The 24,038-nt window shown below is 72.3% G+C and carries 20 protein-coding genes; 10 read left to right on the top strand and 10 right to left on the bottom strand.

Translation table 11 applies throughout. The features are described from left to right. Nucleotides 1-2: 2 nt before the first annotated feature. From hisB to hisD, 3 genes are read right to left on the bottom strand one after another with little or no spacing between them, the layout of a single operon-like run. Nucleotides 3-596, bottom strand: a complete 594-nt coding sequence (hisB, locus tag ACZ518_RS13615; RefSeq protein WP_007263577.1) for an imidazoleglycerol-phosphate dehydratase HisB — start codon at nt 594-596, stop codon at nt 3-5. Beyond that, nucleotides 593-1,699: a histidinol-phosphate transaminase gene (locus tag ACZ518_RS13620; RefSeq protein ID WP_469113205.1), complete on the bottom strand. Its 1,107-nt coding sequence runs from the start codon at nt 1,697-1,699 to the stop codon at nt 593-595. Before ACZ518_RS13620 ends, hisB begins: the two co-directional genes overlap by 4 nt. Further along, on the bottom strand, nt 1,696-3,036 hold the full coding sequence (gene hisD / locus ACZ518_RS13625) for a histidinol dehydrogenase (RefSeq protein ID WP_469113206.1): 1,341 nt from the start codon (nt 3,034-3,036) through the stop codon (nt 1,696-1,698). Before hisD ends, ACZ518_RS13620 begins: the two co-directional genes overlap by 4 nt. 122 nt (nt 3,037-3,158) lie before the next feature. Between hisD and ACZ518_RS13630 the strand changes: the two genes are divergently transcribed. From ACZ518_RS13630 to ybaK, 3 genes are read left to right on the top strand one after another with little or no spacing between them, the layout of a single operon-like run. After that, nucleotides 3,159-4,748, top strand: coding sequence for an oxidoreductase (locus ACZ518_RS13630; RefSeq protein ID WP_469113207.1), 1,590 nt, complete (start codon nt 3,159-3,161; stop codon nt 4,746-4,748). Between the two features lie 41 nt (nt 4,749-4,789). Continuing rightward, nucleotides 4,790-5,530, top strand: a complete 741-nt coding sequence (locus ACZ518_RS13635) for an LON peptidase substrate-binding domain-containing protein (protein ID WP_469113208.1) — start codon at nt 4,790-4,792, stop codon at nt 5,528-5,530. A 4-nt stretch (nt 5,531-5,534) separates the two neighbouring features. Further along, on the top strand, nt 5,535-6,029 hold the full coding sequence (gene ybaK, locus ACZ518_RS13640; RefSeq protein ID WP_469113209.1) for a Cys-tRNA(Pro) deacylase: 495 nt from the start codon (nt 5,535-5,537) through the stop codon (nt 6,027-6,029). A 445-nt stretch (nt 6,030-6,474) separates the two neighbouring features. Here the strand turns inward: ybaK and ACZ518_RS13645 are convergent, their stop codons facing one another. The 4 genes from ACZ518_RS13645 to ACZ518_RS13660 are packed head-to-tail and all read right to left on the bottom strand — an operon-like array spanning nt 6,475 to nt 10,265. Continuing rightward, on the bottom strand, nt 6,475-7,092 hold the full coding sequence (locus ACZ518_RS13645) for a hypothetical protein (protein ID WP_469113210.1): 618 nt from the start codon (nt 7,090-7,092) through the stop codon (nt 6,475-6,477). A gap of 41 nt (nt 7,093-7,133) precedes the next feature. Further along, nucleotides 7,134-7,916: an ABC transporter permease gene (locus ACZ518_RS13650; RefSeq protein ID WP_469113211.1), complete on the bottom strand. Its 783-nt coding sequence runs from the start codon at nt 7,914-7,916 to the stop codon at nt 7,134-7,136. Then, nucleotides 7,913-8,950, bottom strand: a complete 1,038-nt coding sequence (locus ACZ518_RS13655) for an ABC transporter ATP-binding protein (RefSeq protein WP_469113212.1) — start codon at nt 8,948-8,950, stop codon at nt 7,913-7,915. Before ACZ518_RS13655 ends, ACZ518_RS13650 begins: the two co-directional genes overlap by 4 nt. Before the next feature lie 28 nt (nt 8,951-8,978). Beyond that, on the bottom strand, nt 8,979-10,265 hold the full coding sequence (locus ACZ518_RS13660) for an NYN domain-containing protein (RefSeq protein ID WP_469113213.1): 1,287 nt from the start codon (nt 10,263-10,265) through the stop codon (nt 8,979-8,981). Nucleotides 10,266-10,478: 213 nt separating this feature from the next. On the opposite strand from ACZ518_RS13660, the gene ACZ518_RS13665 reads away from it, so the two are divergent. Further along, a complete protein-coding gene (locus ACZ518_RS13665) occupies nt 10,479-10,643 on the top strand; it encodes a hypothetical protein (RefSeq protein WP_469113214.1) in 165 nt (54 codons plus the stop codon). A gap of 115 nt (nt 10,644-10,758) precedes the next feature. Here the strand turns inward: ACZ518_RS13665 and dnaE are convergent, their stop codons facing one another. Continuing rightward, the gene (gene dnaE / locus ACZ518_RS13670) at nt 10,759-14,301 is read right to left on the bottom strand and encodes a DNA polymerase III subunit alpha (protein WP_469113215.1); all 3,543 of its coding nucleotides are present in this window, start codon (nt 14,299-14,301) and stop codon (nt 10,759-10,761) included. A 169-nt stretch (nt 14,302-14,470) separates the two neighbouring features. Here dnaE and ACZ518_RS13675 point away from each other — a divergent pair, with 169 nt between their 5' ends. The 5 genes from ACZ518_RS13675 (at nt 14,471) to ACZ518_RS13695 (ending at nt 20,541) form a co-directional block, all read left to right on the top strand. Then, nucleotides 14,471-15,805, top strand: coding sequence for a DUF2252 domain-containing protein (locus ACZ518_RS13675; RefSeq protein ID WP_469113216.1), 1,335 nt, complete (start codon nt 14,471-14,473; stop codon nt 15,803-15,805). Between the two features lie 194 nt (nt 15,806-15,999). Continuing rightward, on the top strand, nt 16,000-16,689 hold the full coding sequence (locus tag ACZ518_RS13680) for a hypothetical protein (protein WP_469113217.1): 690 nt from the start codon (nt 16,000-16,002) through the stop codon (nt 16,687-16,689). A 77-nt stretch (nt 16,690-16,766) separates the two neighbouring features. After that, complete coding sequence (locus ACZ518_RS13685) at nt 16,767-17,561, top strand: DsbA family protein (protein WP_469113218.1); 795 nt, start codon at nt 16,767-16,769, stop codon at nt 17,559-17,561. 141 nt (nt 17,562-17,702) lie between these two features. Further along, complete coding sequence (locus ACZ518_RS13690; RefSeq protein WP_469113219.1) at nt 17,703-19,352, top strand: alkaline phosphatase D family protein; 1,650 nt, start codon at nt 17,703-17,705, stop codon at nt 19,350-19,352. Between the two features lie 223 nt (nt 19,353-19,575). Beyond that, nucleotides 19,576-20,541: a zinc metalloprotease gene (locus tag ACZ518_RS13695; protein WP_469113475.1), complete on the top strand. Its 966-nt coding sequence runs from the start codon at nt 19,576-19,578 to the stop codon at nt 20,539-20,541. Nucleotides 20,542-20,623: 82 nt separating this feature from the next. On the opposite strand, the gene ACZ518_RS13700 is transcribed toward ACZ518_RS13695, so the two are convergent. Beyond that, nucleotides 20,624-21,193 (bottom strand): dienelactone hydrolase family protein, encoded by a 570-nt coding sequence (locus ACZ518_RS13700; protein ID WP_469113220.1) that lies wholly within the window; start codon nt 21,191-21,193, stop codon nt 20,624-20,626. Between the two features lie 73 nt (nt 21,194-21,266). On the opposite strand from ACZ518_RS13700, the gene ACZ518_RS13705 reads away from it, so the two are divergent. After that, entirely contained in the window at nt 21,267-22,304 is a 1,038-nt protein-coding gene (locus ACZ518_RS13705; protein ID WP_469113476.1) for a mechanosensitive ion channel family protein, read from the top strand. A 46-nt stretch (nt 22,305-22,350) separates the two neighbouring features. Here ACZ518_RS13705 and ACZ518_RS13710 read toward each other — a convergent pair whose 3' ends face one another. Then, a complete protein-coding gene (locus ACZ518_RS13710) occupies nt 22,351-23,943 on the bottom strand; it encodes a Na+/H+ antiporter (RefSeq protein WP_469113221.1) in 1,593 nt (530 codons plus the stop codon). Nucleotides 23,944-24,038: the final 95 nt, after the last annotated feature.

Below are 24,038 nucleotides of genomic sequence, written 5' to 3' on the forward strand. Positions count from 1 at the left end.
GGCTAGAGGGCGCCCTTCGTGGAGGGCAGGATCCCGGCGGCGCGCGGGTCGAACTCGGCCGCGTAGCGCAGGGCGCGCGCGAGGGCCTTGAACTGGCACTCCACGATGTGGTGGGCGTTGCGGCCGTACGGGACGTGGATGTGCAGGGCGATCTGGGCCTGCGCGACGAAGGACTCGAAGATGTGCCGGGTCATCGTCGTGTCGTACTCGCCGATCATCGGCGCCATGTTCTCGGGCTCGGTGTGCACGAGGTAGGGGCGGCCGGAGAGGTCCACGGTCACCTGGGCGAGGGACTCGTCCAGCGGGACGGTGCAGTTGCCGAAGCGGTAGATGCCCACCTTGTCGCCGAGGGCCTGCTTGAAGGCGGCGCCCAGCGCGAGGGCGGTGTCCTCGATGGTGTGGTGGCTGTCGATGTGCAGGTCGCCGTCCGTCTTGACCGTGAGGTCGAAGAGGCCGTGGCGGCCGAGCTGGTCGAGCATGTGGTCGTAGAAGCCGACACCCGTCGAGACGTCGACCTTGCCGGTGCCGTCGAGGTCTATCTCGACGAGGACCGTGGTCTCCTTCGTGGTGCGCTCGACCCGTCCGATGCGGCTCATGCCTGCTGCTCCTTCTTCAGTGCGCGAACCGCTTCCAGGAACGCGTCGTTCTCGGCCGGCGTGCCGGCGGTGACCCGCAGCCGGCCCGGCACGCCGTTGTCCCGGACCAGGACGCCCTGGTCGAGGATCTTCTGCCAGGCGGTGTGGGAGTCCTCGAACTTCCCGAACTGGATGAAGTTCGCGTCGGACTCGGTGACCTCGTAGCCGATGGCCCGCAGCTCGGTGACGAGGCGGTCCCGCTCGGCCTTGAGCTGCTCGACGTAGCCGAGCAGGGTGTCCGTGTGTTCCAGCGCGGCCAGCGCGGTCGCCTGGGTGACGGCGGACAGGTGGTACGGCAGGCGTACGAGCTGTACGGCGTCCACGACGGCGGGGTGCGCGGCCAGGTAGCCCAGGCGCAGGCCCGCGGCGCCGAAGGCCTTGGACATGGTCCGGGAGACCACCAGGTGGGGGCGGCCCTCGATCAGCGGGAGGAGGGAGTCGCGGTGCGAGAACTCCACGTAGGCCTCGTCCACGACGACCAGGGAGGGCTTGGCGGCCTGCGCCGCCTCGTAGAGGGCGAGGACCGTCTCCGCCTCGACCGCGGTGCCCGTGGGGTTGTTGGGCGAGGTGATGAAGACGACGTCGGGGGCGTGCTCGGCGATGGCCCGCTCCGCCGCCTCCACGTCGATGGTGAAGTCGTCGCGGCGCGGGCCGGAGATCCAGCCCGTGCCGGTGCCGCGCGCGATGAGCGCGTGCATCGAGTACGAGGGCTCGAAGCCGATGGCCGTGCGGCCCGGGCCGCCGAAGGTCTGGAGCAGCTGCTGGAGGACCTCGTTGGAGCCGTTGGCGGCCCAGACGTTCTCCTTGGCGACGGGGTGCTTGCCCGTACGGGTGAGGTAGGCCGCCAGCTGGGTGCGCAGCTCGACCGCGTCCCGGTCGGGGTAGCGGTTGAGGGTGCGGGCGGCGTCGGCGACGCGCTCGGCGATGCGCCGCACCAGCGGCTCGGGCAGCTCGTACGGGTTCTCGTTGGTGTTCAGCTGGACGGGCACGTCGAGCTGCGGGGCGCCGTAGGGCGTCTTGCCGCGGAGCTCGTCCCGGATGGGGAGGTCGTCAATCCCGGTCACTGGTTCGGCACCTTCCATCCGAAGCGGGCCTTGAGGGCCGCGCCGTGCGCGGGCAGGTCCTCGGCCTCGGCCAGGGTCACCACGTGGTGGGTGACCTCGGCGAGGGCGTCGCGCGTGTAGTCGACGATGTGGATGCCGCGCAGGAAGGACTGCACGGACAGGCCCGAGGAGTGGCAGGCGCAGCCGCCGGTGGGCAGGACGTGGTTGGAGCCGGCGCAGTAGTCGCCGAGGGAGACGGGTGCCCAGGGGCCGACGAAGATCGCGCCGGCGTTGCGGACCCGGGCGGCCCAGGCGGCCGCGTCGGCGGTCTGGATCTCCAGGTGCTCGGCGCCGTACGCGTCGACGACCTTGAGGCCGTCCTCCAGGCTGTCGACCAGCACGATCGCGGACTGCTTGCCGGCCAGGGCGGGCTTGATCCGGTCCTCGACGTGCTTGGTCGCGGCGACCTGCGGCTCCAGCTCCCTCTCGACGGCCTCCGCGAGCTCGGCGGAGTCCGTGACGAGGACGGCGGCGGCGAGCGGGTCGTGCTCGGCCTGGCTGATCAGGTCGGCGGCGACGTGGACCGGGTCGGCCGTCGAGTCCGCGAGGACCGCGATCTCGGTGGGGCCGGCCTCGGTGTCGATGCCGATCTTTCCGGTGAAGTAGCGCTTGGCGGCGGCGACCCAGATGTTGCCGGGGCCGGTCACCATGTTCGCGGGGGCGCACTCGTCCGTTCCGTACGCGAACATCGCGACGGCTTGGGCACCGCCGGCCGCGTACACCTCGTCCACGCCGAGCAGCGCGCACGCCGCCAGGATGGTCGGGTGCGGCAGCCCGCCGGCAGGATCACCTTCAAAAGCGGGCTTCTGCGGCGGGGACGCGAGCGCGATCGACTCGACGCCCGCCTCCTGGGCCGGGACCACGTTCATGACGACGGAGGACGGGTACACGGAGCGGCCGCCGGGGGCGTACAGGCCCACGCGCTCGACCGGAACCCACTTCTCGGTCACGGTGCCGCCGGGGACCACCTGGGTGGTGTGCTCGCCGCGGCGCTGGTTGCGGTGCACGATCCGGGCGCGCCGGATGGACTCCTCCAGGGCGGCGCGGACGGCCGGGTCCAGCTGCTCCAGGGCGGCCTTGAGGGCCTCCGCCGGCACCCGGACCTGCGTGAGTTCGACCCCGTCGAACTTCTGCGCGTACTCGATCAGCGCCGCCGTGCCGCGATGATGGACGTCCTCGCAGATGGGCCGCACCTTCTCCAGGGCGGCTTCCACGTCGAACTCGGCACGGGGCAGCAGGTCGCGCAGGGCGCCGCCCTCGGGGAGGGCGTCACCGCGCAGGTCGATACGAGAGATCACCTCCCAATTCTCTCAGACCGCCTCCCACCGCCGTCCGCCCGTATCACTGGCTGATACACGCCCCGGACGTCACCGCCGCCCCTTAGCGTTCTCGTACACGTGAATGACAGCGGGGGGCTGCCGTGACCGAAGCACAGGGGGACGGACGGCCGGACGGCCTGACCGGGGCCGAACAGCGGATGTGGGAGGCCTTCCGCGCGGGCACCGTCTGCGACCTCGGCGCACGCGAGGCCGGCCTGGACGATCCGCACTCGGGGCGGGCCTGGGGGCCCGAGCGCCGGGTCCGGGCGGAGGTGGTGGCGCACCTGCTGCTGGCCGGGCCCGCGCCGGTCCCGGGGCGGGTGGGCCGGCTGAAGCTGCGCGGGGCGCAGATCACCGGGCGGCTGGATCTGTCCGGTGCCGCGGTTGCTCCGTACGTGGAGATCCGCGCGTGCCGCTTCGACGGCGAGGTCCAGGTGTCGGAGACCCGGTTCGGCACGCTCCGGCTCGACAACTGCGCGGTGCCCCGGCTGGAGGGGGCCCGCCTGCACACCGAGGGTGATCTGCACCTGGCGCGCTGCCGGGTGGCGCGCGGGATCCGGCTGACCGACGCGCAGATCGGCACCGACCTGCTGCTCAGCCACGCGGTGGTCCACCGGGACAACCGGGGCCGGGCCATCGCCGCCGACGGGCTGGCGGTGGCGCAGGACCTGCAGGCGGACATGCTGGAGACCCACGGCGAGGTGAGCCTGCGCGGGGCGAAGGTGGGCGCCTCCATGAGCCTGCGCGGTGCCCGGCTGAGCAACCGCCAGGGCCGGCGGGCGCTGAACGCCCCGACGCTGACCGTCGAGCGGACCCTGTACCTGACGTCGATCGGCCTGTCCTCCCCGACGAGCGACCCGGAGCGCCCCTACGACTGGGGCCAGACCCCGACGACGGGCGGTCCGGTGCAGCACTTCGAGTGCCGGGGCGGGCTGCGGCTGGACGACGGCCGGTTCGGCGACTCGGCCGACTTCTACGGTGCCCGCTTCGACCTGCGCGCGGACCAGGAGGTGTCGCTGCGGCGGGTCCAGACGCCCGAGCTGCGGTTCGTCGGCGAGGCGCCGGAGCTGGGCCGGGTGGTGGTCTCGGGGGCGAAGGTGGTCAAGCTCGTCGACCGGTCGACGAGCTGGCCCGGGCGCGGCCGGGTGTCGATGGAGGGCTTCGTCTACGAGGAGCTGGCGCCGCGGGGCCACTTCCCGCTCTCCCGCCGCCTGGAGTGGCTGGAGGCGGCCACCCCCGAGTACTCGCCCGAGCCGTACGAGCGGCTGGCCGCCGTGCTGCGGGCCGGCGGGGAGGACTCCGGGGCCCGCGAGGTGCTGGTGGCGAAGCAGCGCTGCCGCCGGGCGACGCTGTCGCCGGCGGCGAAGGCCTGGGGGTACCTCCAGGACTGGACGGTGGTGTACGGGTACCGGCCGGGGCGGGCGGCGCTGTGGATGGCGGTGCTGTGGGCGGCGGGCACCCTGCTGTTCCTGCGGCACGAGCCGGCGCCGATCAAGGCGGACGAGCATCCGCAGTGGGACGCGGCGCTGTACGCGCTGGACCTGCTGCTCCCGGTGATCGATCTCGGCCAGCAGGGGCAGTGGAAGCTGGAGGGCGGCTGGCAGTGGGGTTCGGCGGCGCTGGTGCTGCTGGGCTGGATCCTGGCCACGACGGTGGCGGCGGGCGCGTCGCGGCTGCTGAGGCGGGGTTAACGGGTGACGGCCCGGGCCGTCCGGCCACTACCCTGTGCCTCGTGACCACCGTTCGCCTGCCCCTCTTCCCGCTCAACTCGGTGCTGTTCCCGGGCCTCGTGCTGCCGCTGAACGTGTTCGAGGAGCGGTATCGCGCCATGATGCGCGAGCTGCTGAAGTCCGGGGAGGACCAGCCGCGCCGGTTCGCGGTCGTCGCGATCCGCGACGGCCGGGAGGTCGCCCCGACCGCGCCCGGACTGCCGGACCAGACGGCCCTGCCCGAGAAGGGCCCGGCGGCGGGCTTCGGCGCCGACCCGATCCAGGCGTTCCACCGGGTGGGCTGCATCGCGGACGCGGCGACGATCCGGGAGCGGGAGGACGGCAGCTTCGAGGTGCTGGCCACCGGCACGACCCGGGTGCGGCTCCTGTCGGTCGACGCGTCGGGGCCGTTCCTGGTGGCGGAGCTGGAGGAGCTCGCGGAGGACGCGGGCGACGGCGCGGGCGCCCTGTCCGAGGGGGTGCTGCGGGCCTTCCGCAACTACCAGAAGCGGCTGGCGGGTGCCCGTGAGCGGTCCCTGGCCCCGGCGTCGGACCTGCCGGACGAGCCGTCGGTGGTGTCGTACCTGGTGGCGGCCGCCGCCGTGCTGGACACCCCGTCGAAGCAGCGCCTGCTCCAGGCCCCGGACACCGCGACGCGCCTCGCGGAGGAGCTGAAGCTGCTCCGTACCGAGACGGCCGTGATCCGCCACCTGCCGTCGCTGCCGGCGGTGGACCTGACCCGTACCCCGACGAGCCCGAACTGAGGCCATGGCGAAGAAGAAGCCGCAGTCGGCCGGCACCCCGGCCATCACCGCCCTCACCGGCTCGGGCGTGGCGTTCACCACCCACTCCTACGAGCACGACCCCGCGCACCCCTCGTACGGCGAGGAGGCCGCCGAGGCGCTGGGCGTCTCCCCGGAGCAGGTGTTCAAGACCCTGGTCGCCGACGTGGACGGGGCCCTGACGGTGGCGGTGGTCCCGGTGTCGGGCTCGCTGGACCTGAAGGCCCTGGCGGGCGCGGTCGGCGGGAAGCGGGCGGCGATGGCCGATCCGGCGCTGGCGGAGCGCACCACGGGCTACGTGCGGGGCGGCATCTCCCCCCTGGGGCAGCGGCGCCGGCTGCGGACGGTGCTGGACGCCTCGGCGGCGGGGCACGCCACGATCTGCGTCTCGGCGGGCCGCCGGGGCCTTGAGGTCGAGCTGTCCCCCACGGACCTGGCCGCCCTGACCGGGGCCGTGATCGCCCCGATCGGCCGTCCGTAGCCTGGCCGGCATGTCCCGGGTGCGGGCGTCCCGCTGCGCGGGGCTGCCCCCTCCCCGCCCTTCAACCTCCCCCGGACTCCGTCCGGGGGGACCCCCAGGCCTCAAACGCCGACGCGGCTTGAGAGAGTCCGGCGTTCCGCGCCCGCGCCTCAAGCGCCGGCGGGGCTGGGGTTACCGACCCGGGCCGGCGAATTCCAGCCCCGCCGGCGTTTGAGGCGCGGGGTCCGGGGCGCAGCCCCAGGGGGGTCCGGGGCGCAGCCCCGGGGAACGGGCGAAGGGCGGGTAGGGGACCAAGGCCCGCGCAGCGGCACACCACCCGCACACGACCCACCGGCCCCGGCCACGGCCCGTGGCCCCGCCCCCGCCCCGGCCCCGCCGGACGGAGTCCGGCGCAGCGGCGCGAAGCCGGGGAGGCGCCCAGGCGCCGAGCCGTGCGAGCGGCGCGTCAAGAAGGCGTGGAATGCACGTGCGGCGGGGGGTACGCGCCCTCCCAGGGCTTCGGCTCGGGGTCGCGCGGGCCCCACAGGGCCGTCAGGGCCAGGTGTACGGCGACGGCCGCCATGGGCCACACCAGCAGGACCCCGTACGCGAGCAGCTGCAGCGGCGCGTCGAACGGTACGCCCTTGCCCGCCTCGGCGGCGGCGGCCGGGACGTCCGCGCCGGGGCTCAGCCAGAGCCCGAGCCGCCACCCCACCAGGGAGGCGAAGCAGGCCCCGACGGCCAGCCCGATCACCAGCGGGACGCCCCCGCGGCGGCGCCACAGGAACACGCCGACCGCGCTGAGCAGGCCGAGCCCGAGGGCCAGCAGGAAGAAGGTCCCGTCGGCGCCGATCCGCGCCTCGCTCTCGGTGTTGCGCAGGAAGACGGCCTCACCGTTGGAGACGTACTGCACGCGCGGCGCGAGCCACATCCACAGCAGCCCGAGGAGCACCCCGGACACGCCCACCACCAGGGTGACGGCGGCCCCGTCGCGGATGTCCGCCGGGGTGACGGCGGCCTCCGGCTCGGGGAGCGGGGGGACGGTCGGCTGCTGCTGCGGGGTCACGGCTTCGGTCACCCCCACATCGTGCCAGGTGCGGCGGCGGCCGGCGTCGGCGACCGGCGTCAGCGGACCGCGGCCCGCCGGTACGCCCAGGTGGCGACGGTCAGGGACAGCACCCCGACGGCCGCGCACACTCCGAGGTCGAGGAGGACGGCCGTCCAGTCGGGGTGCGGGGCGAAGGTCTCCGCGAGGGCCTCGACCCCGTACGTCGACGGCAGCAGGTCCCGCGCCCAGACGATGACGTCCGGCATCCGCTCCGCCGGGAGCACTCCCAGCAGCAGCGCCGCCGACATGCCCAGCTGCCCGGCCAGCGTGGCCAGCTCCTGGCGCGGCGCGAGCAGCCCGAGCGCGGCGCCGAGTCCGGCGAGCGCGGCCCCGGCCAGGGGGACGACGGCGGCGAGGATCCAGAGCCCGCCCATCGGCAGGCCGAACAGCACGCAGCCGAACACGGCCGTCACCAGCGTTCCCGGCAGGGTGAAGGAGGCGTAGGCGGCGGCCGCTCCGAGCACCACCGAGGCGGGCGGCACGGGCAGGGTGGCGTAGTGGTCGAGGCCGCCGCCGGCCCGCAGCTGCCCGAAGTACTGCGCGAGCAGGTTCAGCGCGACGAAGGCGACGACGAGGACGGAGGAGCCGGCGACGACGGCCCGGGCCTCCGAGCCGCCGCCCCCGTCGACGACGCCCCGCATCAGGATCATGATCCCGACGGACTGGAAGGTGGCGACGAACAGCAGCGGTATCCGGGCGACCCGCGCCCGGGACAGCTGGGCCCGGTAGACGGCGGCGAGGGCGGGGAACAGCCGCGCCTTCGGAGCCAGGACGCCGACGGGGACAGCAGCGGTGGTCACGACTTGACCAGACCCTTCATCCGGCCGCCCAGCGCGAGGTACACGTCCTCCAGGCTCGGCGTGGCCAACGTGAAATCGTCGAGGGCGGCGAAGGCCGGGCCGCCGGTGACGGCGGCGACGGCAGCGCGGGCCTCGTCCTGCGGCAGCCGCAGCACCCAGCGGCGGCCGGACTCGGCGGCCTTCGGGGCGAGCTCGGCGACCTCGGGCACGTCCAGCGGCGGGGCGGTGCGCCAGACCAGCTCCAGGCGGACCTCGTCGGAGACCTGGGCCTTGAGGCCGGCCGGGGTGTCGCAGGCGATGACCTTGCCCTGGTCGACGACGGCGACCCGGTCGAGGACGGTCTCGGCCTCGATGACGTTGTGGGTGACGAGCAGGACGGTGGCGCCCTGGGCGAGGCGGCGGCGGTCCACGGCCTCCCAGACGGCCCGCCGGGCCACCGGGTCCATGCCGGTGGTCGGCTCGTCGAGGACGAGGACCGGCCGCTCCCCCACCAGTGCGGCGGCGAAGCAGGCCAGCCGGCGCTGTCCGCCGGAGAGCTTCTTGAGGGGGCGCTCGGCGATCGCGGTGAGCCCGAGCTCCTCCAGTACGCCGTCCCGTGCGGCCCGCGCCTCGCGCGCGCCGAGCCCGCGCAGCCGGCCGGTGGTCTCGGCGGCCAGCGCGACGGTGAGCTCGTCGAGGGCGGTGGACTCCTGTCCGAGGTAGGCCAGCAGCCGGGAGGCCCGGTCGGGGTGGCGCACGAGGTCGTGGCCGAGGAGGGTGACGCTGCCCGAGTCCGGGCGCATCAGGCCGGTGAGCTGGCGGACCAGGGTGGACTTGCCGGCGCCGTTGGGGCCGAGCAGGCCGAAGACCTCGCCGCGCCGGACCTCCAGGGAGATCCCGTCGTTGGCGCGGGTCTCGGGCAGGGCGGGGGCCCCGCGCCGGCCGCGTACGGCGGGGTAGGTCTTGACCAGGTCACGCACCGCGCAGACCACGTCCGAAGCGGCTCCGGCGGCCGCCGCCGTGGTCGTTCCTGCCTGTGCTGTGCCCGTACTCACGAGGGAGCAGCCTACGCGGCTTCCGGCCCTACTCGGCCGCCGGGGTCATCGGCCCCCCGGGTACGGCGGACGCCGGGCCGCCGACGTGCTCGGCCGCGGCACGCACGTCGATCTCCCTCCAGAACCCGGCACGGATGGCGTAGCGGTCGTGCTCGTCGATCTGGTCGTCCTTGTGGGCGAGGAGCCCGAACCGGGCGGCGTAGCGGAGCAGCTCCCCGTCGATGCGGTGGGGGACGCGGGGGTACATGGTGGCGAGTTTCTGCAGGTGGGCGGCTTCCGGGAGGCGCTCCATCCAGCGCCGGGCGAAGACCTGGCCGACCTCGAAGGGGTCGCCGCCGACGGTGGTGATGTCCTCCTCGCGGTCGGCCCAGCGCTGCTCGGCGCTGGTGAGCTGGGCGAGGGTGGGCAGCGAGGCGGTCTCGGCCGGTTCGCCGAGCGGGCCGGCGCGGTCGATCCAGCCCTTGTCGGAGGACCAGCGCAGGGCGCTGCCGGCCGGGCTGACGGCGTTGTGGGCGGCCGGTGCGGCGGCGGGGACCGGGGCGGGGGCGCGGAGTGCGGCGAGGTCCTTGGGGGTGGGGACGGGCTTGGCCCCTTCGGTGGCGGGCGCCGGTACGGGTGCTCCGTTCGGGCGGGCCCCGGGGGCGGCCGGGGCGCCGTTGCGGGCGGCCTCGGCCAGGGCGGCCTCGGGCAGGGGCGCGGAGAGGATCGCGGCGATCTCGGGGCGGGGGGCGGGCGGCGGGGGGCAGAGTCCGGCGAGGTCGCGGGCGCGGACGGCGCGGGTGATCCAGGCGCGGTCGAGCACGCGGCGCTCGTCGGCCTCTGCGACGAGGTCCTCGGACTGGTTGTAGTCCCCGTCGGCGGCCTGTACGGCCCAGAGGTGGACGGCGACGCCGTGTTCCTTGGCGGACATCAGTCCGGGGAGGAGGTCGCCGTCGCCGGTGACGAGGACCACGTCGGAGCAGGCCCGGTTGCGGGCGAGTTCGGTGAGTTCGGCGTGCATGGCGGCGTCGACGCCCTTCTGCGCCCAGCGGCCGTCGCTGCGGGTCAGGGCGCCCAGCCGGACGGTGACGCGGGGCATGACGCGCAGCCGGCGGTGTTCGGGCTGGGGGACCCGGTCGGGGGCGCCGTCGAACCAGTAGATCCGCAGGAGGGGCTGCTGGGTGTCGGCCTCGGCGCGTTCGCGCAGGCCCTGGATGAGGGCGGAGTGGTCGACGGTGATGCGGGAGCGGGAGGGTTCCCCGGCGAGGAGGCTCGCGGCGGCCCCCAGCAGGTATCCGGCGTCCACCAGGACGACGCAGCGGTCCACGCGTTCCACCCTCTTCCGTGGGGGTCCTCGACAGGTTTTCCCCGAGTCTGCCCGACCGCAAGGGCGTTGACGGCCGGAACTCGATCATCGGCGTGGCGTATCTCTCAGGGGGCCTCGAAAGGGACCCCCTCCGTGCACGGCAATGATCCAAAATGCGGTGTTTGTGGGCGTGTGTGAGTGTGAAGGCGGCCCTGGCCCCTACACCCCCCACGGAGGCATTCCATGGCCAAGAACAAGAACCAGAAGCAGCCCGCCAAGCAGCAACCGCGTTCGGGCGGCCAGGAACGCAGTTCGGCCGAGGCCACGCCGGAAGAGCGCACCTCGCAGTCGCCGAGCCCGCTGGACATGGCCCACAAGAGCAAGCAGAAGCGCTTCGGCCACAACTGACGCCGCGCGCGGACGACGGAAGGGCCCCACCGGCAGCGTCGCCGGTGGGGCCCTTCCGTACGCCCGTACGGCCGTACGCCCTTGAGCCCGTACGCCCTTACGTGCCCCGGGCCGGCTACCCGGCCAGGCAGGAGGGGCCGAGCAGCACCTTGAGGTCGCCGAAGAGGGCGGGGTCGGGCTGGACCCGGTGCCGGTCCAGGCGCAGCACGGTGGTGGTGCGGGGGCCCTGGAGCTTGATCCGCACCTCGGTGTTGCCCTTGTGGTGGCGCAGGATCTCCCCCAGACGGGTCACCATCGGCGGGGTGACCTTGACGGTGGGGATGGTGAGGACGACGGGGGCGTTGGTGCCGGCGGAGGAGAGGTCGGGGACCATCATCTCCATGGCGACCAGGCGGGGGACGTCCTCGCGCTTGTCCAGGCGGCCCTTGACGAAGACGACGGTGTCCTCGACCAGCTGGGTGGAGACGAGCTGGTAGGTCGCGGGGAAGAACATGCACTCGATGGAGCCGGCCAGGTCCTCGACGGTGGCGATGGCCCAGGCGTTGCCCTGCTTGGTCATCTTGCGCTGGAGGCCCGAGATGATGCCGCCGATGGTGACGACGGCGCCGTCGGAGTGCTCACCGCCGGTGAGCTGGGAGATCCCGGCGTCCGTCTTGTCGGACAGGACGTGCTCCAGGCCGAAGAGCGGGTGGTCGGAGACGTAGAGGCCGAGCATCTCGCGCTCCTGGGCGAGCAGGTAGGACTTCTCCCACTCGACGTCGGAGAACTCCACGTCGAGGCCGAACCCGGGCTCGTCGCTGCCGTCCTCTTCACCCATTCCGCCGAACAGGTCGAACTGTCCCTCGGCCTCCTTGCGCTTGACCGCGACCACGTTGTCGATCATCGATTCGTGGTGGGCGACCAGGCCCTTGCGGGTGTGGCCCATCTCGTCGTAGGCGCCGGCCTTGATCAGCGACTCGATGGTGCGCTTGTTGCAGACGACGGCCTCGACCTTGTCGAGGAAGTCGGGGAAGGAGGAGTACTTCCCCTTGGACTTCCTGGTCTTGATGATCGAGTCGACGACGTTCTGTCCGACGTTGCGCACGGCGGTGAGGCCGAAGAGGATCACGTCGTCGCCCTGGGCGGCGAAGTTCGACTCCGACTCGTTGACGTTGGGCGGGAGCACCTTGATGCCCATGCGCCGGCACTCGTTGAGGTAGATCGCGGACTTGTCCTTGTCGTCCTTGACCGAGGTGAGCAGGCCGGCCATGTACTCGGCCGGGTAGTTCGCCTTGAGGTAGGCGGTCCAGTAGGAGACCAGGCCGTACGCGGCGGAGTGGGCCTTGTTGAAGGCGTAGCCGGCGAAGGGGACCAGGACGTCCCAGAGGGCCTTGATCGCCTGGTCGCTGAAGCCGTTCTTCTTGGCTCCCTCCTCGAAGATGACGAAGTTCTTCGCCAGCTCCTCGGGCTTCTTCTTGCCCATCACGCGGCGCAGGATGTCGGCCTCGCCGAGGGAGTACCCGGCGATGATCTGGGCGGCCTTCTGGACCTGCTCCTGGTAGACGATGAGGCCGTAGGTGACCGCGAGCACCTCTTCGAGCGGCCCCTCCAGCTCCGGGTGGATCGGGGTGATCTCCTGCTGCTTGTTCTTGCGCAGGGCGTAGTTCGTGTGCGAGTTCATGCCCATCGGGCCCGGCCGGTACAGGGCGGACACGGCGGAGATGTCTTCGAAGTTGTCGGGCTTCATCAGGCGCAGCAGGGAGCGCATGGGTCCGCCGTCGAACTGGAACACGCCGAGGGTGTCACCGCGGCCGAGGAGCTCGAAGGTCTTGGGGTCGTCGAGCGGGAGGGCCAGGAGGTCGATGTCGATCCCCTTGTTGGCCTTCACCATCTTGACGGCGTCGTCCATGATCGTGAGGTTGCGCAGGCCGAGGAAGTCCATCTTCAGCAGGCCGAGCGACTCGCAGCTCGGGTAGTCCCACTGGGTGATGGTGACGCCGTCGGTGTGCCGCACCCAGACGGGTACGTGGTCGGTGATCGTCTCACTGGACATGATCACGCCGGCGGCGTGCACGCCCATCTGGCGGACCAGGCCCTCCACACCGCGGGCGGTGTCGATGACCTTCTTCACGTCGGGTTCGTTCTCGTACATCGCGCGGATCTCGCCGGCCTCGCTGTACCGCGGGTGCTGCGGGTCGAGGATGCCGGAGAGCGGGATGCCCTTGCCGAGGACGTCGGCGGGCATGGCCTTGGTGAGCCGGTCGCCCATGGCGTAGGGGTAGCCGAGGACGCGCGCGGAGTCCTTGATCGCGTTCTTCGCCTTGATGGTGCCGTAGGTGCCGATCATGGCGACCTTGTCGGCGCCGTACTTCTCGGTGACGTACCGGATCACCTCGACGCGCCGACGCTCGTCGAAGTCGATGTCGACGTCGGGCATGGAGACGCGCTCGGGGTTCAGGAAGCGCTCGAAGATCAGGCCGTGCGGGATGGGGTCGAGGTCGGTGATGCCCATGGCGTAGGCGACGATCGAGCCGGCCGCGGAGCCTCGGCCGGGGCCGACCGCGATGCCCTGGTTCTTGGCCCACATGATGAAGTCGGCGACCACGAGGAAGTAGCCGGGGAAGCCCATCGAGATGATCGTGTCCATCTCGTACTCGACCTGCTTCATGCGGTCCTCGGGGATGCCGCCCGGGAAGCGGCGGTGCATGCCCCTCATGGTCTCCTCGCGGAACCAGGTGACCTCGGTGTAGCCCTCCGGGATGTCGAACTTCGGCATCAGGTTCCGGAACTTGAACATGCCCTCGGTGTCGATCTGGTCCGCGACCAGCTTCGTGTTGGCGCAGCCCTGCTGCCAGGCGTCCGAGGAGTCGATCGCGTACATCTCGTCGGTCGACTTCAGGTAGTAGCCGGAGCCGTCGAAGCGGAAGCGGTCGGGGTCCGAGAGGTTCTTGCCGGTCTGGATGCACAGGAGGGCGTCGTGGGCGCCGGCCTCGCTCGCGTACGTGTAGTGCGAGTCGTTCGTCACCAGCGGCGGGATGCCGAGCTTCTTGCCGATCTCCAGCAGCCCGTCCCGGACCCGGCGCTCGATCTCGATGCCGTGGTCCATCAGCTCCAGGAAGTAGCGGTCCTTGCCGAAGATGTCCTGGTACTCGGAGGCGGACTTCAGGGCCTCGTCGAACTGGCCGAGGCGGAGGCGCGTCTGGAGCTCGCCGGAGGGGCAGCCGGTGGAGGCGATCAGGCCCTCCGACCACTTGCTGATGGTCTCCTTGTCCATGCGCGGCCACTTCGTGAGCCAGCCCTCGGCGTACGCGTCGGAGGACAGCCGGAAGAGGTTGTGCAGGCCGGTGGCGTTCGCCGCCCAGATCGTCTTGTGGGTGTAACCGCCGGAACCGGAGACGTCGTCCCGCTTCTGGTGGGGCTGGCCCCACTGGATGCGGCGCTTGTTGCGCCGGGACTCGGGGGCGACGTACGCCTCGATGCCGATGATCGGGGTGATCCCGGCCTTCTTCGCGGTGTGGAAGAAGTCGTACGCCCCGTGGAGGTTGCCGTGGTCGGACATGGCGATGTGCGTCATGCCCATTTCATTGCAGGCAGCGAACATGTCCTTCAGCCGCGCGGCACCGTCCAGCAGCGAGTACTGGGTGTGGACGTGCAGGTGCGTGAACGGCGTCTTGGTCACGGTGGAGGCCTCCTGAGGAGAGAGGGGCGGCAGCTACGAATCCTACGTCCCGGGAATGACAGACACGGGGCACCGACGGGTACGGTCGTCCGTTGCAGAACCGGGAAGACCGGTCCGGCGTCCAGTCGGTCAGAAGCCGTACCACCCCTTGCACCAGGAGGCATCCGCCATGGCGGTCACCGAGACCACCGACGAGCAGCGCGCCGAGCAGATACTCGATGTGTTCGACACCGCATTCGGCCGGCTGCTCGCCGCCGACCCCGCTGCCTTCCAGGTGAAGTTCCGGAAGATGGCGGCCTCGGCCTTCGCCTTCTACCGGGGCACGGCCTGCCTCTTCTACGCCGACCTGGAGCACGACCGGCACGGCGGTCCCTTCCTGGACGAGCGCACCGGCCGGGTGTGGATCCACGGCGATCTGCACGCCGAGAACTTCGGCACGTACATGGACGCCAACGGCCGGCTGGTGTTCAACGTGAACGACTTCGACGAGGCGTACGTGGGCCCCTTCACCTGGGACCTCAAGCGCTTCGCCGCCTCCGTCGCCCTGATCGGCTACACCAAGGCGCTCAGCGACGAGCAGATCAGCTCCCTCGTGCGGACCTACGCGGCGGCCTACCGGGAGCGGATCCACCAGCTGGCGACCGGGGCCAAGAGCTGCGACCTGCCGGAGCTCCCCTCCTTCACCCTGGACACCGCCGACGGCGCCCTGCTGGGGGCCCTGCGGGCGGCCCGCTCGCGCACCCGCTTCGCGCTGCTGGACTCGATGACGGAGATCCGCGACCACGAGCGCCGCTTCACCTCCGGCGGCGGGGCGATCGAGCTGGACGCGGCCACCCGCTACAAGGTGCTGGCCGCCTTCGACGGGTACCTGGAGACCCTGCCGGAGGAGTCCCTGGTGCGCCCGGACTCCTACCGCGTCAAGGACGTCGTGGGCCGCCGGGGCGTGGGCATAGGCTCGGCGGGCCTGCCCTCGTACAACATCCTGCTGGAGGGGCACAGCGACGCCCTGGAGAACGACGTCGTGATCTACCTCAAGCAGGCGCAGACGCCGGCCGTCTCCCGGCACATCACCGACCGGGCGGTCCGGGAGTACTTCCAGCACGAGGGCCACCGCACGGTGATCTCGCAGCGCGCCCTCCAGGCGCACGCCGACCCGTGGCTCGGCTGGACCGAGCTGGACGGCTCCGGGCAGCTGGTCGCGGAGGTCTCCCCGTACGCGGTGGACCTGGACTGGTCGGACCTGGACGACCCGGAGGAGATCGCGGCGGTGGTCGCGGACCTGGGCCGGGCCACGGCCACCATGCACGCCTCGGCCGACGAGGCCGAGAGCGGGCAGTCCCTGGTGCCGTTCTCCACGGAGCGGGCCATCGACGCGGTGATCGCCGCCGACGAGGAGGGCTTCCCCGAGCTGCTGGTCGACTTCGCCCACGCCTACGGGGCCCGGGCCCGCGCCGACCACCAGATCTTCGTGGACCTGTTCCGCAACGGCCGGATCATGCCGTAGCCCTCCGGGTCCGGGAGTACGGGGCCCGGGGCCGCAGACCGGGGTCGCAGGCCGGGCCGCAGGTCCCGGGCAGAGGCCTCGGGCGGGGTCGGGCCGGCCCCGGGGCCGCCGAGCCCGGGCCCGCCTGCCCCGGCCTGGCCGACAAGGCACCCCGTGCTCGCTCCCTCACAGGAACCCGTGGCAGACTCGCGGCGATGGACATATCAGGGGTGAGGATCCGGGGGCTGCGGGCCGCGCTGTTCAGCGCGCTCGTCGTGCTGCTCTCGGCCGGGTCCCACGTGCTCATGTCCCGGGTACCGCTGCCGCCCGCGATGATCGCCGGGGCCTTCGCCGGCGTCTTCACGATCGCCTTCGCGCTGGCCGGCCGGGAGCGGGGCTTCGGCCCGATCGCCGGGCTCCTGGTGCCGCTGGAGCTGGCGGCCGACACCGCCTTCACCGCCGGCCAGCACCTCTGCTACGGCCCCGCCGGCGGGCCGGTGGCCGGGCCGCTGCGCGCGCTGGGCCTGGACGAGCTGTGCGGCGGGACCCCGGTGGGCGGCCCGCTGACCGGGGTGGCCGGGCCCACCGGGGATCCGGCGGCGCTGCTGGCCTCGCCCGGGCCGTGGACGCCCTGGCTGCTGCTCGGCGCGCACGTCACCGTCGGGCTGGCGGCCGCCGCGTGGCTGCGGCACGGCGAGCGGGCCCTGGTGCGGCTGCTGCGGGCGGTCGCCGCGTTCGCCTTCCGGCCTCTGCTGCTGGCCGCCGCCTCGGCCGGGGCCGTCCCCGGGCGGGCCGGGCGGGTGCTGCGGCCGGCGTTCCGCGGGGCGGTGGCCCGTACCCGCTTCCCGGCGCATTCCGTGGGCCGGCGGGGCCCTCCCGTACGCGCGGCGCTCGCGAGCGCCTGAGCACGTACTGGGGCCCTCCCAGCGGTGGCTGGGGGGCGCTCCCCCTCCCCGTCCCTTCCCGTTCCACGGAGATCATCATGAGTTCACGCAACAGCCAGCAGAACAAGGCCGCCGCCCGCGAGCGGCTGCGCATCGAGCGCGAGCAGCAGGCGAAGAAGGACAAGGCCCGCCGCCAGCTGGTCGTGGCCGGCGCGGTCGTCGCCGTCCTCGCGCTGGCCGGCGGTGTCGGGTACGCGGTCGTCCAGGCCAACGAACCCGGCTACTGGGACAAGGCCGCCAAGGCAGAGCTGGTCAAGCCGAAGAACACCGCGGGCGAGGACGGCCTGACCGTGGTCATCGGCAAGCCCGAGGCGAAGAAGACCCTGGAGCTGTACGAGGACTCGCGCTGCCCGGCCTGCGCCTCCTTCGAGCAGGCGGCGGGCGAGCAGGTCAAGAAGGACGTGGACGCGGGCAAGTACAAGCTCCGCTACTTCGGCGCGACCTTCATCGACAACGGCGTCAAGGGCGAGGGTTCGAAGAACGCCCTGAGCGCGCTGGGCGCGGCCCTGAACGTGAGCCCCGAGGCCTTCCTCGAATACAAGGGCGCGCTCTACTCGAAGGCGCTGCACCCCGAGGAGACGAACGACGCCTTCGCCAAGGACGACTACCTGCTGAAGGTCGCGGACACCGTCCCGGCGCTGAAGGGCAACGCCGAGTTCAAGAAGGCGGTCCAGGACGGCACGTACGACCGGTGGGCGATGGACATGTCGGACGCCTTCAACAAGTCCGGGGTGACGGGCACCCCGACGCTGAAGATGGACGGCAAGAAGATCGAGACCCCGGCGACGCCGGAGGCCTTCACCGCGGCGATCGACAAGGCGCTCGCGGGCTGACGTCCTGATGTCCTGATGTCCTGACAGATCCGGTCATATCCCCGGACCTCCGCAACGGGCGGGTGAACTCTCCGAGTTCGCCCGCCCGTTGCCGTCCCGTGTCTGTTCCCAGCCGCATACCGATCAGTAATATGATCGGCCGTGACCAGTCATCTCACCCCTTCACACCCGCGCCGCCGTACGGTCGTCCTGGCCGCCGCGGCCACGGCCGCGCTCGCGCCGATCACCGCCCTCGGCGCCCAGGCGGCCCACGCGGCGGGGGCCGCGCCCGCCTTCCTCCACGGCGTCGCCTCCGGCGACCCGCTGCCCGACGGGGTCCTGCTCTGGACCCGCGTCACCCCGACTCCGGAAGCGGTGCCCGGCTCCGGCCTGGGTCCGGCCACCGCGGTGGGCTGGGAGGTGGCCGAGGACAAGGCCTTCTCCCGGATCGTCGCGAGCGGTTCGGTCACCGCGACCGCCGCCTCCGACCACACGGTCAAGGCGGACGTGCGCGGCCTGCGTCCGCAGACCCCGTACTGGTACCGGTTCACCGCCGGCGAGACCGTCTCCCCGGCCGGCCGCACCCTGACCGCCCCGGCCGCCGGCACGACCACGCCCGGCATCCGCTTCGGCGTGGTCTCCTGCGCCAACTGGGAGTCCGGCTACTTCTCCGCGTACCGGCACCTGGCGGCCCGCACCGACCTGCACGCCGTGCTGCACCTGGGCGACTACATCTACGAGTACCAGACCGGCGGCTACCCCGAGGCGAAGTACGTCGTACGCCAGCACGAGCCGAAGAACGAGATCGTCTCGCTCTCCGACTACCGCACCCGGCACGGCAAGTACAAGACGGACGGCGACCTCCAGGCCCTGCACGCGGCCCACCCGATCGTGGCCATCTGGGACGACCACGAGTTCGCCGACAACTCCTGGTCCGACGGCGCCGGCAACCACACCCCGGGCACCGAGGGCGACTGGGCGGCCCGCGCGGCCGCCGCCAAGCAGGCGTACTTCGAGTGGATGCCCGTACGCCCCTCCATCGCGGGTACCGTCTACCGGCGGCTCCAGTTCGGCACCCTCGCCGACCTGCACCTGCTGGACCTGCGCTCCTTCCGCTCACAGCAGGCCAAGACCGGCAGCGGCACGGTGGACGACCCGGAGCGCACCATCACCGGGCGGGCCCAGCTGGACTGGCTCAAGTCCGGACTCGCGGCCTCGAACGCGACCTGGAAGCTGGTCGGCACCTCGGTGATGATCTCGCCGGTGGCCTTCGCCTCGCTGCCCGCGCACCTGCTGAAGCCGCTCGCGCACCTGCTGGGCCTGCCGGAGGGCGGGATAGCGGTCAACACGGACCAGTGGGACGGCTACACGGACGACCGCAAGGAACTCCTGGGCCACTTGAAGGACCGGAACATCAAGAACACGGTGTTCCTGACCGGCGACATCCACATGGCGTGGGCGAACGACGTCCCGGTGAACATGGCGACGTACCCGGGTTCGGGCACGGCGGCCACCGAGTTCGTGGTGACCTCGGTGACCTCCGACAACATCGACGACATGCTGCACGTGGCACCGCACACCCTCTCGGTCGTGGCGGAGGGCGCCATCAAGGCGGCGAACTGGCACGTGAAGTGGCTGGACATGGACTCGCACGGCTACGGCGTGCTGGACGTGACGGCCGAGCGCTCGCAGATGGACTACTACGTCGTCTCCGACAAGCGGCGGCAGGACGCGAGCTCCTCCTGGGCCCGCTCGTACCGCACGCTGAACGGCAGCCAGAAGGTGGAACGGGCCGACCGTCCGGTTAACTGACCCACCGTCAAATCTGCTGCGGGAGGGGGCTTCTGGTGCAGACCAGGAGCCCCATCCGGCACATCGGCAACAAATCTTTAACCTACGGGTACTTGCCATCTTGATGACATGCACACATAAACTTCCGGCCAGCGTGAGGAAATCCCTCACCCCCCACCACGCTTGCCGAGGAGCCATCGTGCGCGCTGTTGCCCGCATATCCCCCCTTCTCCGCCGCCGCCTCATGGGCACGGCCGTCCTGGCCTCCACCCTGGCGTTCGCCCCGCTGACCGCCCCCACCACGGTCGCCGCCGCCGCCTCCGAGACCGGTGCCGAGGCCTGTGCCGAGCAGGGCTCCGCCCCTGCCAACGCCCGCGTCGCCAAGCCCAAGGACGACCACGCGGCCGAGCCCAACGAGGTCAGCGAGGCCCAGGCCAAGGCCATGGACGCCGACCTGAAGAAGAAGCTCGGCCAGATCCAGCTGTCCCCGCAGCAGGTCTTCGGCTCCGGCGCGGGCGGCACGCTCGCCACCGCCGCCACGAACATCCCGGTGTACGTCCACGTCATCACCTCCGGCACCGCCGGACAGCTGACCGCCACGGACATCAACAACCAGATCGCCGTCCTCAACGCCGCCTACAGCGGCCAGGGCAGCGGCAACGTCGACTCCGGCTTCCAGTTCACCCTGGCCGGCACCGACTACACGGACAACGCCGCCTGGTACAACGTCTCCGACGGCACCCAGGCCGAGAAGGACATGAAGAACGCCCTGCGCAAGGGCGACAAGAACGCGCTCAACATCTACACCGCCAACCTCGGCGGCGGCCTCCTCGGCTGGGCGACCTTCCCGAGCTCCTACGCCTCCCAGCCCAAGATGGACGGCGTGGTCCTCCTCAACACCTCGCTGCCCGGCGGCTCCGCCGCCAACTACAACGAGGGCGACACCGCCACCCACGAGGTCGGCCACTGGATGGGCCTGTACCACACCTTCCAGGGCGGCTGCACGGGCAGCGGCGACTCCGTCTCCGACACCCCGGCCGAGAAGAGCGCGGCCTTCGAGTGCCCGACCGGCCGCGACTCCTGCGCCAGCAAGGCCGGCGTCGACCCGATCCACAACTTCATGGACTACACGTACGACTCCTGCATGTACCAGTTCACCGCGGGCCAGGTCTCGCGCATGAAGAGCATGTGGACCGCCTACCGCGGCTGACCCACCGGCTCCACCGCACCGACGACGATGCCCCCCGGCGCCCTGCGCCGGGGGGCATCGCCCTGTGTACCGCTCCCGCGTCCTACAGCGTGTCGAGGAACGCCAGGGCGGCCTTCCAGGTCTCCTCGGCCGCCTCCGCGTCGTAGTCCTCCAGGTCCGGGTCCGTGAACAGGTGCCCCGCGCCCGCGTAACCGTGCACCTCCACGTCCGCCCCGGCCCGCCGCATCCGCAGGTACCAGGCGGTCAGCCAGTCGTGCGTCTCGTACGGGTCCGGGTCGGCGATGTGCAGCTGCACCGGCAGCTCGTCGGCCGAGGCGTCCTCGTCCAGGTCCGCCGTGCCGTGCAGGAGCAGCAGACCGCGCGCCTTGTCGTCGGCCAGCGCCAGGTGCTGCGCGACCGAACCGCCGAAGGAGAAGCCCGCGTAGACCAGGCCCCGGTCGGAGAAGGGCGCCGACGCCAGCACCGCCCGCTTGAGCAGCTCGTCGCGGCCCACCTCCTCCTGGTAGGCCGCACCCTCCTCGAACGTGGCGAACGCACGGCCCTCGAAGAGGTCCGGCACCTGGACCTCGTGCCCGGCCGCGCGCAGCCGGTCGGCCGCGGCGTGGACCGCGGGCCGCAGCCCGTACGTCGAATGGAAGAGCATGATGTTCATGCCCTCCATCGTGCCATTCGCACGGAAAGCAGGAGTCCGGGGGCGCCCCGTGGATACGTTCTCCAGCATGGAGATGGAGAACGTCCTGCGACCCGTCCTGGTCGTCGGCGCCGCCCTGGTCCTCACCCTGGTCGCAGGCTGGGTGCTCGACCTGCTGCTGCGCAAGGCCGACGCCCGGCACACCGAAACCCCGCTGTGGGGCCTGCTGCGCCGGTGCGGCCTGCCCTTCCGGCTCGTCCTCGGCACCGCGGCGCTCCAGGCCGCGTACCGCCCGGCGGGCGTCCTCCCCGGCCACGCCGCCGGGGTGGGCCACGCCCTGACACTGGTCCAGATCGCCTCGACCGCCTGGCTGCTCGTCGGCATCGCGGCGGCCGTGGTCGAGGCCACGTACGCCCGCTACGCCGCCGCCTCCCCCGACGACGCCCGGGTCCGCCGGGTCCGCACCCAGGTCACCCTGATCCAGCGGGTGCTCACGGCCGTGGCCGTGGTGGTCGCCGCCGCCGCGATGCTGCTGACCTTCCCGCCGATGCGCACGGTCGGCGCCTCGATGCTGGCCTCCGCCGGGGTGCTCGGCATCGTCGCGGGCATCGCCGCGCAGGCCTCCCTCGGCAACCTCTTCGCCGGACTGCAGATCGCCTTCGGTGACACCGTGCGCATCGGGGACACGGTGGTCGTGGACAAGGAATGGGGCAAGGTCGAGGAGATCACCCTGACCTTCCTGGTGGTGCGCACCTGGGACGAGCGCCGGATCACGATGCCGGTCTCGTACTTCACCAGCAAGCCGTACGAGAACTGGTCGCGCGGCGGCGCGCAGATGACCGGCACGGTCTTCTGGCACCTGGACCACTCGGCGCCGGTCCCCCTCATGCGGGACAAGCTCGCCGAGCTCCTCAAGGACATCCCCGAGTGGGACGGCCGCACCGGCAGCCTGGCCGTCACCGACACCACCCCGCACACCATCGTGGTCCGCGCGGTGGTCACGGCGAAGGACGCGGACGACGTGTGGACCCTGCGCTGCGCCGTCCGCGAGCAGCTGATCGCCTGGCTGGCCGCCCACCACCCGTACGCCCTCCCCCGCGTCACCACCGCGGAGGCCCCCCGCCCCGACTAGTGCCGTGCCCGGAAAGGTCCACCGGGTCCCGGCGCCCGGCACGGCACTAGGGGCTGCGCAGGCTCCGTACGTCCAGGTGCCGCAGCACCCGGTCGACGATCTCCGGGTCGGAGCCCGGTTCGCTGCGCGCCGCGAGGATCTCGTGCCGGGCGGCGGACATCATCTCCCGCTGGATGCGCTGCACGTCGCGGATCCGCTCCACCCGCTTCGCGTAGGCCTCCCGCCGCTCCTCGTCGACCAGGTCCGGGCTGATCCTGGCCCCGACGTCGTACGCGCGCCGGTACAGGGTCTCGACCAGGTCCTCGGGGAGGTCCTCGACCTCCTCGATCTCCTTGAGCCGCCGCTTCGCCGCTTTCGCCGCGCGCAGCGCCAGCCGCCGCTCGGTCTCCCGCTCCACGTCCGCGTCCGCCTCCACCCCCAGCCGGCGCACCAGCCACGGCAGGGTCAGCCCCTGGAACACCAGCGTGGCCATGATCACCGCGAAGGCGATGAAGACGATCTCGTCCCGTGCCGGGAAGGGCTCACCGGAGTCCGTACGGAAGGGCAGGGCCAGGGCCAGCGCCACCGAGGCCACCCCGCGCATCCCGGCCCACCACATCACGAGGCTCTCCCGCCAGCTCAGCGGGATCTCCTCGTCGTAGTCGCGGCGCCCGTGCAGCCTCTTCGCCAGCCAGCCCGCGGGCAGCAGCCAGACCAGCCGCACGCCGACCACCACCGCGACCACGACCCCCGCCCAGCCGGCCATGTCCCACTCGCGGCCCCCGGCCACCCCGAAGACGTTGTGCAGCTCCAGCCCGATCAGCCCGAACGCCACCCCGGTGACCAGCATGTCGACGATCTCCCAGAAGGTGTGCCCGGCGAGCCGCCCCAGCACGTCATCGGCATCACCCGCGTACTCGGCGAGGAACAGGGCCGTCGTCAGCACGGCCAGCACCCCCGAGCCCTGGAGCTCCTCCGCCATCACGTACGCCACGAACGGCACCAGCAGCGTCAGCCCGATCTGGAGCGTGGCGTCGCCGAGCCGGCCCATCAGCCGGTTCGCGGCCCAGCCGAGCGCCAGCCCGACGGCCACCGCCACGACGGCGGACAGCACGAACTCCCCGAGCGCGTCGGGCCAGGAGAAGCTGCCGCTCACGGCGGCGGCGACGGCGACGTGGTAGAGCACGATGGCGGTGACGTCGTTGAACAGGCCCTCGCCCTCCAGGATCGACACCATCCGGCGCGGCAGCCCGAGCGCCCCGGCCACGGCGGTGGCGGCGACGGGGTCGGGCGGGGCGACGAGCGCGCCGAGGGCGACGGCGGCGGCCAGCGGCAGTCCGGGCACGACGGCGTGCGCGACCCCGGCCACGGCGGCGGTGGTCACGAACACCAGGGCCACGGCCAGCAGCAGGATGGGCCGGACGTTGGCGGCGAACTGCCGCCAGGAGGTGCGCTGCGCGGAGGCGTACAGCAGCGGCGGCAGCACCAGCGGCAGGATGAACTCGGGCGGGACGTCCACATTGGGCACGACCGGCACCAGGGCCAGCACCACCCCGCCGAGGGTCATCAGCACGGGCGCGGGCAACCCGAGCCGGTCCCCGAGCGGTACGGTCACCACGGCCCCGAGCAGCAGCACGAAGAGCAGAGCGAGCTGATCCACGCCCTTACCCTGCCGCATCCGCGGGTGCTCGGCCCTGAGGCGCGGTGGCTGCGCACGCCCCGCTGCGCGGAGCAGCTCCCCGCCCCACCCTTCGC

The sequence above is a fragment of the Streptomyces sp. NPDC033966 genome (assembly GCF_055575955.1).